General features: G+C 63.6%; 12 protein-coding genes. 9 read left to right on the forward strand and 3 right to left on the reverse strand.

Going from position 1 to position 13844, the window contains the following annotated elements; all coding sequences use genetic code 11:
* Positions 1-100 precede the first annotated feature (100 nt).
* Complete coding sequence (locus EI291_RS08510; RefSeq protein WP_125419379.1) at positions 101-1426, forward strand: TldD/PmbA family protein; 1326 nt, start codon at positions 101-103, stop codon at positions 1424-1426.
* A gap of 84 nt (positions 1427-1510) precedes the next feature.
* On the opposite strand, the gene EI291_RS08515 is transcribed toward EI291_RS08510, so the two are convergent.
* Positions 1511-2092, reverse strand: a complete 582-nt coding sequence (locus EI291_RS08515) for a porin family protein (RefSeq protein ID WP_125419380.1) — start codon at positions 2090-2092, stop codon at positions 1511-1513.
* Between the two features lie 205 nt (positions 2093-2297).
* Here EI291_RS08515 and EI291_RS08520 point away from each other — a divergent pair, with 205 nt between their 5' ends.
* Positions 2298-2921: a DUF4159 domain-containing protein gene (locus tag EI291_RS08520; protein WP_125419381.1), complete on the forward strand. Its 624-nt coding sequence runs from the start codon at positions 2298-2300 to the stop codon at positions 2919-2921.
* 147 nt (positions 2922-3068) lie between these two features.
* Complete coding sequence (locus tag EI291_RS08525) at positions 3069-3776, forward strand: outer membrane beta-barrel protein (protein WP_170172568.1); 708 nt, start codon at positions 3069-3071, stop codon at positions 3774-3776.
* Here the strand turns inward: EI291_RS08525 and EI291_RS08530 are convergent.
* Positions 3773-4291, reverse strand: a complete 519-nt coding sequence (locus tag EI291_RS08530; RefSeq protein ID WP_125419383.1) for a hypothetical protein — start codon at positions 4289-4291, stop codon at positions 3773-3775. The genes EI291_RS08525 and EI291_RS08530 overlap by 4 nt on opposite strands.
* Before the next feature lie 261 nt (positions 4292-4552).
* On the reverse strand, positions 4553-5272 hold the full coding sequence (locus EI291_RS08535; RefSeq protein ID WP_148103395.1) for a hypothetical protein: 720 nt from the start codon (positions 5270-5272) through the stop codon (positions 4553-4555).
* A 112-nt stretch (positions 5273-5384) separates the two neighbouring features.
* Here EI291_RS08535 and EI291_RS08540 point away from each other — a divergent pair, with 112 nt between their 5' ends.
* The 6 genes from EI291_RS08540 (at position 5385) to EI291_RS08565 (ending at position 13769) form a co-directional block, all read left to right on the forward strand.
* Positions 5385-6362, forward strand: coding sequence for an AAA family ATPase (locus tag EI291_RS08540; protein ID WP_125419385.1), 978 nt, complete (start codon positions 5385-5387; stop codon positions 6360-6362).
* A gap of 78 nt (positions 6363-6440) precedes the next feature.
* Positions 6441-7313, forward strand: a complete 873-nt coding sequence (locus EI291_RS08545; RefSeq protein WP_125419386.1) for a DUF58 domain-containing protein — start codon at positions 6441-6443, stop codon at positions 7311-7313.
* A 57-nt stretch (positions 7314-7370) separates the two neighbouring features.
* Positions 7371-8051 carry a DUF4468 domain-containing protein gene (locus EI291_RS08550; RefSeq protein WP_125419387.1) on the forward strand — a complete coding sequence of 227 codons (681 nt, stop codon included), beginning with the start codon at positions 7371-7373 and terminating at the stop codon, positions 8049-8051.
* Positions 8052-8177: 126 nt separating this feature from the next.
* The gene (locus EI291_RS08555) at positions 8178-9689 is read left to right on the forward strand and encodes a BatA domain-containing protein (RefSeq protein WP_170172569.1); all 1512 of its coding nucleotides are present in this window, start codon (positions 8178-8180) and stop codon (positions 9687-9689) included.
* Complete coding sequence (locus tag EI291_RS08560) at positions 9686-11968, forward strand: hypothetical protein (RefSeq protein ID WP_125419389.1); 2283 nt, start codon at positions 9686-9688, stop codon at positions 11966-11968. Before EI291_RS08555 ends, EI291_RS08560 begins: the two co-directional genes overlap by 4 nt.
* 4 nt (positions 11969-11972) lie before the next feature.
* On the forward strand, positions 11973-13769 hold the full coding sequence (locus tag EI291_RS08565) for a hypothetical protein (protein WP_148103396.1): 1797 nt from the start codon (positions 11973-11975) through the stop codon (positions 13767-13769).
* Positions 13770-13844: the final 75 nt, after the last annotated feature.

The following is a 13844-nucleotide window of genomic DNA, read 5'->3' on the forward strand; positions in this document are numbered from 1 at the left end:
TGAGCTGTTAGCTCTTAGCTGTTGGCTGTTAGCTTCCGCGCAGGAAGTCGTCAGCCGAGCAGCTAAGAGCTAACAGCCAGTAGCTAACAGCTCAACACACATGGCTATTCTCTCCAAAGACGAGTCCCAGGCTATCCTGAAGAAGGTAATCGGGTTCAGCACCGCCGATGAGTGCCAGGCCAGCCTGGACGGGCGCACCGTGGGCAACGTGCGTTACGCCCGCAACTCGGTGAGCACCGCCGGCGCCTCCGACAACGTGCGCCTGGTGGTGGAGTCGCGCTTCGGCAAACGCTCGGGCGTGGCTACCTGCAACGAGTTCGACGACGCGACCCTGCGCCGCTGCGTGCAACGGGCCGAGGAAATTGCCCGTCTCGCTCCCGAAGACCCTGAGTACATGCCCCTGCTGGGCCCCCAGCAATACCTCACGCCCGTGAGCTACGCTTCCAGCACCGCCGCCATTACGCCCGATTACCGGGCCCAGGCCGCCGGCGACAGTATTGCCCTGTGCTCGGCCAAGGGCCTCACGGCGGCCGGCTACCTCGAGGACGGGGCCTACTTCCAGGCCCTGCGGAACAACAAAGGGCTGGAGGCCTACCAGCAAAGCACCAGCATCGACTTCTCGGTAACGGTGCGCACGCCCGACGGTACCGGCTCGGGCTACGCCGTGGCCGATTACACCGACGTGAGCAAGTTCAACGCCAAGGCCCTTACGCAGGCTGCCGCCGACAAAGCGGCCGGCTCGCGCAACGCCAAGGCCCTGGAACCCGGTAAGTACACGGTTATCCTGGAGCCGGCCGCGCTGGTGTCCGACGAAGGCCTGCTCAACAACCTGATGTACAACCTCGGGGCCCGGGAAGCCGACGAGGGCCGCTCGTTCCTGAGCAAGAAAGGCGGCGGCAATAAGCTGGGCGAAAAGCTGTTCGACCCGCGCATTACCATTTACTCCGACCCCTTGAATGCCCAGGCTCCCGGCGGCGTGTTTGATGGGGAAGGCATGCCCGTGAAGCGCATAAACTGGGTAGAGAAAGGAGTGGTCAAGAACATGTACTATTCGCGCTACTGGGCCCAAAAAACCGGTAAGCAGGCTACCCCGTTCCCCGGCAACTTCATCATGGAAGGCGGCACCCAAAGCGTGCAGGACCTGATTAAGAGCACCGAGAAGGGTATTCTGGTCACGCGCCTGTGGTATATCCGCGACGTGGACCCCCAAACCCTGCTCTACACGGGCCTCACCCGGGACGGCACGTTCTACATCGAGAACGGCAAAATCAAGTTCCCCATCAAGAACTTCCGCTTCAATGAAAGTCCCGTGATTATGCTCAACAACGTGGAGGCCATTGGCAAGCCTGTGCGGCTGGGTGGCAACCTGGTGCCCCCACTCAAAATTCGGGACTTCACCTTCACCTCGCTTTCCGACGCGGTGTAAGGCAGGATAGGTTAACGCTGAAAGGCCCCCGTTTTTAGAAAACGGGGGCCTTTCGTTAGTGTATCAGTTGCGTGGCTTCATGCCTCAGTCATCCCCGAACTGATAGGCCACGTACCCCTGGATTACACGGTTTTTGAAGCGCGGGTCGTTGAGGCCGCTAATGTCGCGGGGGTTGTTGATGTCGTTGAGGCCGGCATTGAAGCGGGCTCCCAGCAGCAGGTTGCCGAGCTTGAGGCCGCCGCCGGCTGCCAGCGTGAAATCGGTACGCTTGAAGTTGTAGCTGCTGGTGCCGCCCGCCACGTTGTCGTCCTGCCGGGCTACCATGAACCCCAGCTGCGGGCCGGCTTCCACAAACACGGGCCCCACCGTGAGCTTGGCCAGCACCGGCAGGTTGAGGTAGTGCAGCCTGGCGTCGTAGTTGCCGATGGCCGTACGGATGGAGCTGCCCTGCAACGAGTACAGCAGCTCCGGTTGGATAGATACTGGGCCCAGCACCTTCATTTCATACAGCAGCCCGCCGTGGTAATAAGTTTTGTACCGGGTAGAGGTGGAGCCCAGGTTTTCACCATCGAGCACGGCGGCGTTGATACCGGCCTTCACCCCAAACTGGGCGTGGGCGGCGGCGGCCAGCAACAGCGCCGGCAGTAGAAGCAGAATTCGTTTCATAACACAGAACGTCAGTAGGTTGGCAATTAGAACACTGTTCTTTCAACGCCCGACCGGCGGGCCGGGGTATGTGCCAGACGCATAAACTTTGCCGTTTTCGTGCCGAAGGGCAAAATTCCTGTTTCTTCGTGGCTGCCAGGCAAGCCACCTTTCGCGCATTGCCAGTGTCTTTGCCCCGTCTTTTCCCGTTTATCCGCTGTTGCCTATGCCCGCTCCCTTCACCTTCGTGCGCCTGCAATACCACTCCGGCGACTGGGATGCGGTGGATGAACGGATGCCGGCTAACCTGCTGCACTCCCTGGTACAGTACACCAAGGTATCGGTAAACCCCAAAGAGAAGGTGGTGGCCCTCGATTCGCCGGAGCTGTTCCGGTATCCGTTCTGCTACCTCTCGGGGCACCGGCTGGTGCAGTTTTCGGCCCAGGAGCGCAAAAACTTCGAGCAGTACGTGCGCGGCGGCGGCTTCGTGTTCGTGGACGACTGCAACCACGACATCGACGGGCTGTTTGCCCGCTCGTTTGAGGAGCAGATGCGCGTGTGCTTCGGGGCCGGAGCGCTGAAGAAGCTGCCCAAAACCCACCCTATCTATTCGCAGTTTTTCAAGTTTCCGGACGGCCCGCCCAACACCGGCTTCGAACTGAATGGCTGGGGCGACGACCTGGTGCACGATTATCTCAAAGGCATCGAAATCAACGGCCGGCTGGCGGTGCTCTACTCCAACAAGGACTATGGTTGCGAGTGGGACTACGACTTCCGCAACAAGCGTTTTTTAGCCGAAGACAACACTAAATTTGGGGTCAATATCATTCTTTACGCCCTTACGGCTTAAGAGCGTATGTAAAAAATTCAAAAAACCGTTATACTGAGTTTGGCGAAGCATGACAGAAAAGGTGTTATCATAAATTCCCAAACACGCTCTAAGCTCTATCCGATGTTGAAACTAGTACTTTCCGCCACTCTGCTTCTCACTGGCCTCATGCACTCTGCCCAGGCCCAGGTACAGGTGAAGTTTGATCCGCTTCACGCGCCTACTTTCCGCTACGGCGTGCGGGTGGGCGGCCAGGTGATGGGCATGACCCCACTACAGACCAACAGCTCCCACGAAGTTCCTCAAACCGGCCTGTGGGGCGGCAATGCTGGGTTAGCAGCCGAAGCAGTATTCGGTTGGCTGACCGTGCAGCCGGCAGTACTGTTTACCCAGAAGGGATTTTACATGCATAACTCCTGGACGGAAACTTACTATGGCAAGCCGCTGGCTCTGAATAGTCTTACGCGGCTGCGCCTCAACTCGCTGGAAGTACCGGTGAATCTGATTGCTACGGTACACGGCTTTCAGCTGCTGGCCGGCCCGTATGTAAGCCTAGCCCTCAGTGGCCGCTACCACGATGAATGGACCATGCCGCTTCCGATTGGCTCCGAAACTTCCCACGACTTCACCACCTATCAGATTATTCGGGATGAGAAGGTGTACTTTTCCAAAAAAGACCGGAACTACGACGATATTGTGGTCAGGCGGTTGGATGCCGGCTTCAACGTGGGCGTAGGTTACCGGTACAACGGCTGGCAGGTGCAGCCCACCTACACCCGCGGCATCCGCTATACCGGCTACGGTTACCAGAGCAAGAACTGGAGTGCCCAACTAAACCTGACGCACTTCTTCGGGCCGGTAGCACAGGGGCGCTAGAACCGGTAGCCCAGGCTGAGGCGGATAGTCAGCTGCCATCCTGGCCGCATCAGCAAGTCATCATCGGGCCGGGCGACACGGGAATCGGGCACTATCTTACACCAATAGCCCACGCCCATTGCCGCGTTGGTTACTAGTCCTGGCACCAACCACGGAGCCGCGGGGCGCTGTTGGCCCAGCAGCAGTTCAGCGCCGGCCCACTTACTGACCAGGGAAGCTACACTGGCGTAGTCGGACATATACTGTGTGCGCAGATAACGCAGGCGCGGGGCAGCATACAATCCATCCAACAGCCCAAAATTGTCGGGGTCGGTAAGATAAAAATGGCTTTGCGCAGCCAGCCCCGTGCGCCGTTCATTGGTAGCAATACCACCTACCTGTCCTTCCAAGCCTACCGCAATCCGGTCACGCAAAAACTGGTTATAGGCAATAACAATAGGAGGATGCTGTAAATCATCATTGAGTGCTCCTACCAGGCTCCAGGCAAGCGGAGCCAGCAGATCAACTGTAAGCATGTGGGGGTGGCCTGGTTGCCGACCAGCATCCGATGGCACATTGAGGTCGTCCTGCGCAACGGCTTGGTACTCACCCGAACATAAAAACAAGGCCAAAATCAGGTGGCGGCCCCGGCAGGCAGTATTACACTTGGTGCGCAACATGGGTGTATAAGTGTGGCTACCTTTAATTATCGCACAACTTCTTTTTCAACCCTGCCAAAGCCTTTTTACAGATACTTCACTATTACCTATAGCTACGCTTTGCCCTCTTGCGGGACGTTAAAACCGATACCCCAGGCTGAGACGACCATCGAAAATAGCGCCGCCTTCCTCATAGTACGTTTTGTTATCGTAGTATCCGGGCGTGCTGGCATACGGATTTTTATCCAGCCGCTTCCAGGCCATTATTCCACCCGCTATGTCAAGCAGCAAGCGGCTTTGGTGCCCCAGCGGCAGCTGCGCGCCCAGCAGTACGCCCGCGCCACCCAGCTTGCGGTTTTCGTTGTAGTGGTTATAGAAAGCATTTTGGCGCACACTGCGGTAGCCCAGCGTAGGCGCGGCATATACTCCCGCCAGGCCTGACTGTCGCCCCTGGTATACATAGTACCGCCCCTGCAGGGCTGCGCCGGACAGCCGCTCGGTGGGCTGACCGCCATTCAACAGCACCTCCAGGTTGGCACTGCTGCGCTGCCCCAATTGATGCTCGTAGCCCACCAGCACCGGCAGCAGCAGGCGGGCGTCGGAGTTGAGGGCATTGTAGGCAAAGTTGCGGAGCAGAATCCCGCCCACATCCAGCCGCAGGGCATGGCGAAATCCCACCCGGACGGGAGCCGTAGTATCGGGGGCGGTTTGGGCCTGGGCGGCGGTAACGCCGGCGCTGAGCAGGGCGGTAGCAAGCAGGCGGCGAAGAATGCGGGAGGAGTTGCGTATCATGGCCTGAAGTAGCAGCTTGCCGGCGCGAGGCGCAAACCAGTTACTACCCGCATCAGACTTTACCATTCCGGAAAAATTTACCACAATCAGCCCACCGTACGCAGCCCCGGCGCGTTTCAGCTGACTTTGTTGTAGTAGCTCTGCCCGCCTTACCTCCGACTTTTCAACACCGTTTTTCGTGACCGAACAAGACGTAACCCGCCTGCTCCAGAAGATACCGCAGCTTAAACAGGAAATTGGGAAGGTAATTGTGGGCCAGCAGGAAGTGCTGGAAGAAGTGCTGGTGGCCCTGCTGGCCGGCGGCCACGCGCTGCTGGAAGGGGTGCCCGGCCTGGCCAAAACCCTGCTGGTGCGCACGCTGGCCCAGGCTACCGACCTGCCCTTCCGCCGCATCCAGTTCACCCCCGACCTGATGCCCACCGATATTCTGGGCACCGAAATTCTGGAGGAAGACCACGGCACGGGGCACCGCTCCTTCAAGTTCAACCCCGGCCCCATCTTCGCCAGCCTGGTACTGGCCGACGAAATCAACCGCACGCCGCCCAAAACCCAGGCGGCCCTGCTGGAAGCCATGCAGGAAGGCCACGTTACCTACGCCGGCCAGGAGCACCCGCTGCCGAAGCCGTTTTTTCTGCTGGCTACGCAGAACCCCATCGAGCAGAGCGGCACCTACCCGCTGCCCGAAGCCCAGCTCGACCGGTTTCTGCTGTACGTGCGCATCGGCTACCCCACCGAGCAGGAAGAGCTGGCCGTGCTGAGCGGCACCACCGGCACCGGCCGCCAGCAGGTGCAGCCCGTGCTGGGCGGTGAGGAAGTACGCCAGCTGCAGCTGCTCACGCGGCAGGTCAGCATCAGTGAGGAGCTGCTGAGTCTGGTAAACCGGCTGGTGCGGGCCACGCGGCCGGCCACGTCGGAAGTACCGTTTATCCGGGAATACGGCCGCTGGGGAGCTGGCCCCCGCGCCGGGCAGGCCCTGATTCTGTGCGCCAAAGCCCGGGCGTTGCTGCACGGCCGCTTCGCCGCTACGCTGGAAGACGTACAGGCCCTGGCCCCCGCCGTACTGCGCCACCGGGTGCTGCTGAACTTCAGCGCCGACGCCGAAAACCTCACCCCCGACGATGCCGTGCGGGAGCTGCTGAAAGCCGTTCGGATTTAAAAGTTGCTGGTTTCTAGTTGCTAGCTCTTAGTTGCCGATAACCAGAAATCAGGAACTCGCAACCAGAAACTTATTCCCATGCTTACCCCCGAATACCTGCATGCGCTGCACAACCTGCCTTTGGCGGCCCGCCGGGCGGCTGAGGGAGTGTTGCACGGTGCACACGCCAGTCGGCGTAAAGGCGCGGGCATGGAGTTCAGCCAGTACCGGCCCTACCAGCCCGGCGACGACCTGCGCCGTCTCGATTGGCGGCTGGCGGCCCGCTCCGACCGGTACTATCTGCGCGAATCGGAGGTGGACACCAGCTTGGTGGTGCACCTGGTGCTGGATGCCACGGCCAGCATGAACCACCAGGACGATAATGGCCTGAGCAAGCTGCAATATGGCAAGCTGTTGTGCGCGGCCCTGGCCTACGTGGCCACTCAGCAGGGCGACGCCGTGGCGCTTACGGTGCTGCAGCCACGGGGCCTGCAGCATCTGCCCCCCCGCACCGACTCCCGGCAGCTGCCCCGCCTGTATCACACGCTGGAAAATCTGGAAGCGGCCGGCCGCTTTCCCGATGCCGCCACGCTGGCCCCGCTCACGGCGCGCCGCCAGCCGGCCCTCACCATCTGCGTGAGTGACCTGTACGAGGAAAATGGGGAGATTGAGCAGCTGCTCACGCGCCTGCGCGCCGCCACTGGCGAGGTACTACTACTGCACCTGATGGCCCGCAACGAGCTGGAATTCAGCTACCGGGGAGCCGTGACGTTCGAGGACCTGGAAACCGGCCAGCAGTTGCAGTTGGATGCCGGCCAGCAACGCCGCGCCTGGCAGCAGCAGCAGCAGCAGTGGCTCCGCGAAACGGCCCACCGCGCCCGTACCCACGGCTTCGACTACCAGCAGCTGAGCACCGCCGAGCCACTGACCCAGGCCCTGCGCGAGTTTCTGCGGCGGCGGGCCCGGGGCTGAGGGAATTGGGCCCGATACTTGCGCGAGCCGGGAGCTGTACTTATTCCTAGTTTTGCTATGCGTTACGCTCTACTTGCCGCGGCCCTGTTGGCGGCTGCCCCCTTAGCGGGCCGTGCCCAAACTATCCCGCCTTCTTCTTACCACCGGGCCCTGCCCGTAGTGCCCATCGATTCCGTTACGCACCAGATTGTGTACCGGGGCGTGCTGCCCGCAGCCGGCCTGCCCCAGGCCGAAGTGTATGGCCGGGCCCAGGAGTGGGTGGCCCGGCAGTTTGAGGATTACTCGGCGGTAGTGCAGCTAGCCGATGCGGGCCGGGGTGTGCTCATCGGGCAGGCCATGCTGCAGGCGGTGGCCCCCGCCCAGAAAAACCAGGACGCCCGCCGCATTGAGCTGGTATTCCGGTTTCGGCTGCGGGCCCAGCCGGGAGCCTTGCACTACGAGCTGACGGACATCAGCTACCCGCTGTATTCGGGAACCAGCTACAGCAACACCGATATTCCCGGTCACGCCGCCGATGGCCTGGCGCAGTGGCAGCGGGCCGACGACTACTCCCGCATCAGCACCACCGCCGCCCAAACCCGCCGGGCACCGGTGGAGCCTCGGCTGCGCGACTATGACGAGTACACTTCCGAAGGCAAGCCTAAACCCCGCATGCTGCAGGTGTGCCTGGGTATTCAGGACGCCATGACCGGCTTGGTGGCTTCCCTGAACCAGGAGTTGCGGCAGCCGCTACCGTAACGGCGGTGGCTCGGCAGCCGGTGTTGCGCCTGAGTCGCCGCAACGCCGGGCGGTAAAGTTGTGTCTGTGGGTTGGCTTCACTACGTTGGGGTTTCAACCAGTCTGCACTTTCAATCCGCGCTCCGTTTGCTGCCCCTGATTTTTTCGCACGTCACTGCCGGCTGGCTGGCCCTGTTGGGCCTGGCGGTGCCTCTGGCCATTTACCTCTGGAACCGACGACCGGGCCACGTAGTGCGGGTGGGCAGCATACGATGGCTGGAAGCTGCCGCTAACCGCCGCCTCCGCAGCCTGCGCCCCGAGCAGCTGCTGTTGTTTCTGTTGCGGGCAGCCCTGGTGGCGTTGTTGGCGCTGGCGGTAGCAGAGCCGGCACAGCTCCTGCCGGCCCCGCCGCTTCGGGGGCAGGTACTGCTGGCTCCGGGCGTAACGAAAGCAGATGTGAAACTCGTGCAACCAGCGCTGGACTCCCTGCGGCAGCGTGGCTACCAGTTGCGGCAGCTGCACACAGAGCGGCCGGTAAGCGCCCCGCTGCCATGGGCCAGTGCAGGCCTCGGCGACACGACGACAGCAGCGCGGCTGCCCCTGGATTCCGCGCGCAGCATCAACCTCTGGCATACCGTACAGGCCGCCGACTCATTGCCGGGGCGGCCGCTGGTGGTGGTGGCACCGCTTACGCTGGCCGGTTTTACCGGTACCCGGGCGGCTTTACCGGCGCAGGTACAGTGGCTGCCCCTGCCCCAGCCAGATTCCAGCACGCAGGCCGTAGCCGCCTGGCAGCCCCACCCCGACAGCCTGACGGTGCTGGTGGCCAGTGGCTCGGAGACGAGCCTGCGGGTTCAGAAAATCCGGCGGCGCTGGCCTGCTGCCGGCAGCAGACTACGGCTGTTGCCCGGAGTGGAAATCAGGACCGATGCGCAGCGCCATGTGTACGTACTGCACGGAAGCCGGCAGCAGCCACTACCGGTAATACGCCGCCAGCCGCGCTGGCACGTAAGCTACGATGCCGCCCATGCAGCTTCGGGCCGGGTAGTTATGGCAGCGTTGCGGGCCATCGGGCCGGTGCTGCCGCTGGCACCTCGCCTGACGGTAGCCGCTGAGCTGCCATCTGACTCGCTGGATTGGCTTTTCTGGCTTCGGGATGCGCCGGCCCCGGCGGCGAGGAGCCGCCACATCTGGCAGGAAGCCAGTCAAAAAGCATCTGTGCTGCCCACGCAATTTCAGCCTGTTGGGGCAAGCCAGCCCATAGCGGTGCAGCGGCTGGATACGGCCGCACCGGCCGGTACGGTGGTCTGGCAAACTGCCTCGAGGCATGCGCTGCTCAGTGAGCAACCGGCGGGGCACCTGCTGCTGCATACTCGCCTCGACCCTGCCTGGAGCGGCCTGGCCGATAGTCCGGAGCTACCGAATCTGCTACTGCCCCTGTTGCAGCCCGTCGGCCTCACTATTCCCGTTGATACGCGCCCACTGGCCATTACGCAGCTGCAAAGTGCCCGCCCGGCCACTTCCGGAGCGGTTGAGCCGCTGGCCCCGCACCGCCCACTCACTCCGTGGCTGGTACTGGCCGCCGGACTACTGTTTGCGGCCGAGCGGCTGCTGGCAGCCCGTCGGCCGGGCACTTCACCTGTAACCCCGCTGTCATGAGCCCCTTGCTTGCTTCTTCCGTTTCGTCGGCCGGGCCGGTACAGGCGGCTGCCCGTGCCTGGGCCGGCCGCCGCACGGCTGCCCTGCTGCTGCCGGTGCTGGGCGCGGGTGTTGTGCTGGGGGTGGCGGCGGCCGTGTGGCCCGAGGCCCGTATGGCTACTGCCGGACTTATGGGCCTCCTCCTTCTGGTGAGCGGATGGCTGCTCTGGCGCATCTGGCGGGAGCCGCTGTCCACCATTGCGCGCCGCCTCAACCGGCAGCACCCTGAGCTGGAAGATAGTACGGCCCTGCTGCTACGCCCGGAGGAGGAACTGAACTTACTGGAGCAGCTGCAGCAGCAACGGCTTCTGGCCCGTCTGCCGGAGCTGGCGGCCCACGGCCCGCTGCTGCCGGTGCAGTGGCGCGCTTCTTCGCTGGCACTGGCAGGGCTGCTTGCACTGGCGGCCGGCATCTGGTGGTGGCCGGCAACGCCGGCGGCCAGGGCCTTGCGGGCGGGGCCGCCCGTGCCCATGCGCTTCTCGGAGGCTCCGACGCAGCCGGCTGCCGCACCCCGCATCCTGCAAACGCGCCTCCGCGTGATTCCGCCCTCCTATACCCGCAAACCCGTTTTCTCCCCTGCCACGCCTTCCTTCCGCTGTCCGCAGGAAAGCCAGGTGCAGTGGCTGGTGACCGTGAGCCGGCCAACCGCAACCGCTCCGGTTCTCGACCTGGGAGGCCGCTGGATACCGATGCAGCCGGTGCCCAACCACCCAACCGAGTTTGTTGCCAGTCAGGTTCTGACAGCCACCACCCTTTACCGGCTGCGGCTGGGCAAGCAAACTTCCGACGATTACGCCATTGAAGCGCTGCCTGATCAGGCACCCACCATCCGGATTATCTCGCCCAAGGCGTACACGCTGGTGGAGTTTGGCCGCCCGCCTCAGGTGAACATTCAGGCGCAGCTGCACGACGACTACGGCCTGACCCGCGCCCGGCTGGTAGCCACCGTGGCCCAGGGCCAGGGCGAGGCCGTGAAGTTCCGGGAGGTGGTGACGGAGTTGAGCGCCGGCCTGGCAGGGCAGCCCACCACGGCTACCCTGCGGCCGGTACTGCGCCTGCCGGCCCTCGGCCTCACGTACGGCGACGAGGTGTATTTCTACCTGCAAACCTGGGACAACCACCAGCACCTCACCCGCTCCGACACCTACCTGGTGCAATGGGAAGACACCACCGTGCAGGAAAGCGCGCTGGATGTTTCTTTAGGCGTGAATACGGCTCCTGCCTACTTCCGCAGTCAGCGCCAGATTATCATTGACACGGAAAAGCTGCTGGCCGAACAGAAACAGCTGGCAGCGGCCGTGCTGCTGGACCGCTCCAACGGCATCGGCTTCGACCAGAAAGTGCTGCGTATGCGCTACGGCAAGTTTTTGGGGGAAGAGGCCGACGAAACCATTGGGGGGGCTACCCGCCCGCCCACTGCCGACACCCCCGCTGAAGAGCCGGGCCTGGGCTCGGTAGTGGCCGAAGACCGCACCGAAGCCGAACCGGCCGCTGCTACCGAGCAGCACACCGCCGATGATGGCCACGACCACAGCCATCAGCCCCCCGCCGGCGGCACCTCCGACCATGAGGCGCTGACGGCGGAGCTGATGGACCCGTACATTCACCACCACGACGATGCCGAAACGGCCGATTTTCTGGAACCAGCCGTGAAAGCCAAGCTGCGGGCCGTGCTGAGTGAAATGTGGGAAGCGGAGCTGCGTCTGCGTACCGGCCGCCCCCGTGAGGCGCTGCCGTACGAGTACCGCGCCCTGCGTCTGCTGAAAGAGGTGCAGCAGCAAACCCGGGCGTACGTGAAAAAGGCCGGCTTCACGCCCCCGCCCATGCCCGAAGCCACTACCCGCCTCACTGGTGACCTCACCGGCGCTGCCGCCACTTCTCGCCGCCGGCAGTTGCCGGCCCCGGCCCGGCAGCCGGTTGTGAGGGCGGCGCTGGCCGTGCTACTGCAGCATCAGCAAAGCGGTAAAGCGCCGGCCGGCAGTGCCGTAGTACTGGAGCAGGCCGGGCAGGAGTTGGCGCGGGCGGCACTGCAGCAACCCGGCGCATACCTGGAGGCATTGCGGGAGCTGCGCCGACTCGCGGCTGGTATCCGCGCCCGGCAGCCGGTTTCATCCGTGAAGTATAGCCTGCTGGAGCGTGCCCTGACCAGCCGGCTGCCCGTCGCCGCCCCGGCTCCAACGGCCCGTGCGGTGCCCGGCACGCAGCTTAGCCGCCGGTATCTGCAGGAGCTAAGCCGCTGATTCTGTGTTTTCCTTTCCCGACTTCATGCTCTACGCGTTTGCCCTCTGCCTGCTGCTGGCAACCCTTCTGACGGTACTGGCCCTGCGCCGGCCCGATACCCGGCGCCGGACGTGGCGAGTGGCGGCCGGACTGCTGGCGGCGCTGGGTCTGGGGCTGCTGGCGTTTCCGCCCACCGGCACTACTACCACGACGGCTCCCACGGCGACCGTGCTGCTCACCTCCTCGTACTCCCCCGACACCCTCCGTGCGCTGCTCCGCCAGCTGGGTTCTGCTACGCCGGTGCGGCACTACGGCCTTCCATCTGCCCCGGACACCCTGGCCGTCAGCAACCTGACGGCCCTACGGCAACAGTTGCCACAGCTTCGTACGCTGCATGTGCTGGGCCAGGGCCTCCCGGCCTCCGATTTACCTGAGCTGGCCGGTATTCAGCTGCAGCCCCATCAGGATGCTCCGTCAACCGGTTTTCAGGCAGCCAACTGGCCCCGTCAGTCTGAGTTGGGGCAGCCCTGGGCTATTGAGGGCCGCTTTCAGCACCATGCCGCAACTCCGGTGTGGATCTGCCTGTACGCCGCCGGTGCCCTCCGCGACTCTGTGCAGCTGCGGGCCGGCAGTGGGGTGTTCCGGTTGCGCTTCACCCCCAAAGCCGAAGGCCGGGCCGTGTACCGGCTGGAAGCCCACCACCAGGGCAAGCGGGTGGCGCAGGAGCTGGTGCCGTTGGAAGTGCTGCCTACCCGCCTCCTGCACGTGCTGATACTGGCGGCTGCGCCCTCGTTTGAAATCCGCTTCCTGAAAAATGAGCTGGCCGCGCAGCACCATACCGTGGCCCTGCGTACCGGCCTGAGTCGGGGCCTCACCCAAACCGAGTTCCTGAACCTGCCGACACCGCTTAACCTGAGCCGGCTTTCCCCGGAGCTGCTGTCCCGCTTTGAGGTGGTAGTAGCGGATGCCGGCACGCTGACCAGCCTTTCTCCCGATGAGGCTCAGGCGCTGAACCGGGCCGTACAACGCGGCAGCTGTGGTGCACTGCTGCTGGCAGATGCGGCGGCCATTCCCCGGCAGCTGCCCGGCTCTGCGGCTTTCCGGCTACTGCCCCGCCCAGCCGCCGCCACTACTACGCCCAGCCCCCTGCAGTGGCCGAATGCGCCCCGGGCAACTGCTACGCTACTTTCTTTTCTGCAGGCAACCGCTCAGCTCCGGCCCCTCATTACCGGCCCCGGGCAGCAGCTGGTAGCGGCCACCCGGCGCGTGGGACTGGGGCAGGTGGCCGTTACTACCGCCACCGAAACGTTTCCGTGGCTTCTGCAGCAGCAGCCCGCAGTGTATGGCGCCTATTGGAGTCAGATTCTGTCGGCTATCCGTCCGGCCCGGGCTGCGGGGCCGGCACTTCGGCTTCTGACGCCCTGGCCCCAGCCCGATGAGCCGGTTCAGCTGCAGGCAGAAGGTGCATCATCGGGCATACTTACGGTAAACGCCCCTGCCGGCACGGCTACTCAAGTCGTGCTTCGGCAGGATGCCCTTGTGCCAGAGTGGGCGGCCGCTACCTACTGGCCCTCGGTGGCGGGCTGGCACGAAGCCCGCCTGGGCCCGGCCCGCCAGTGGCTGTATGTCTTCGACTCCGTGGCCTGGCGGTTACCGCGGCAGCAGGCCCGGTACCTGTCTGCCGGCCGCCGGCAGACGGGCACAGCACCGGCTTCGCTGGCCCGGGCTCCCGTTACGCAAACCACTGCTTGGCCCCGCTGGGTAGGCTTTGTTGTGTTTCTGCTGGGTGCTGGCCTGCTCTGGCTGGAGGAAAAGCTCTAACCGAATAGCTGTATCTTCGGGCTGGCTACCGGCAAAAAAATAACCCGGACTCCGCCTTGGCAGAGTCCGGGTTAT

It is taken from the genome of Hymenobacter rigui (assembly GCF_003944715.1).
Classification (GTDB): domain Bacteria; phylum Bacteroidota; class Bacteroidia; order Cytophagales; family Hymenobacteraceae; genus Hymenobacter; species Hymenobacter rigui.

Bases quoted from the DNA above. Each gene is read 5' to 3' on its own strand.
- EI291_RS08520 (WP_125419381.1), top strand. From the start codon at position 2,298: ATGCCCGCTCCCTTCACCTTCGTGCGCCTGCAATACCACTCCGGCGAC.
- EI291_RS08515 (WP_125419380.1), bottom strand. From the start codon at position 2,092: ATGAAACGAATTCTGCTTCTACTGCCGGCGCTGTTGCTGGCCGCCGCC.
- EI291_RS08560 (WP_125419389.1), top strand. From the start codon at position 9,686: ATGAGCCCCTTGCTTGCTTCTTCCGTTTCGTCGGCCGGGCCGGTACAG.
- EI291_RS08530 (WP_125419383.1), bottom strand. From the start codon at position 4,291: ATGCTTACAGTTGATCTGCTGGCTCCGCTTGCCTGGAGCCTGGTAGGA.
- EI291_RS08510 (WP_125419379.1), top strand. From the start codon at position 101: ATGGCTATTCTCTCCAAAGACGAGTCCCAGGCTATCCTGAAGAAGGTA.
- EI291_RS08550 (WP_125419387.1), top strand. From the start codon at position 7,371: ATGCGTTACGCTCTACTTGCCGCGGCCCTGTTGGCGGCTGCCCCCTTA.
- EI291_RS08525 (WP_170172568.1), top strand. From the start codon at position 3,069: ATGCACTCTGCCCAGGCCCAGGTACAGGTGAAGTTTGATCCGCTTCAC.
- EI291_RS08535 (WP_148103395.1), bottom strand. From the start codon at position 5,272: ATGGTAAAGTCTGATGCGGGTAGTAACTGGTTTGCGCCTCGCGCCGGC.
- EI291_RS08545 (WP_125419386.1), top strand. From the start codon at position 6,441: ATGCTTACCCCCGAATACCTGCATGCGCTGCACAACCTGCCTTTGGCG.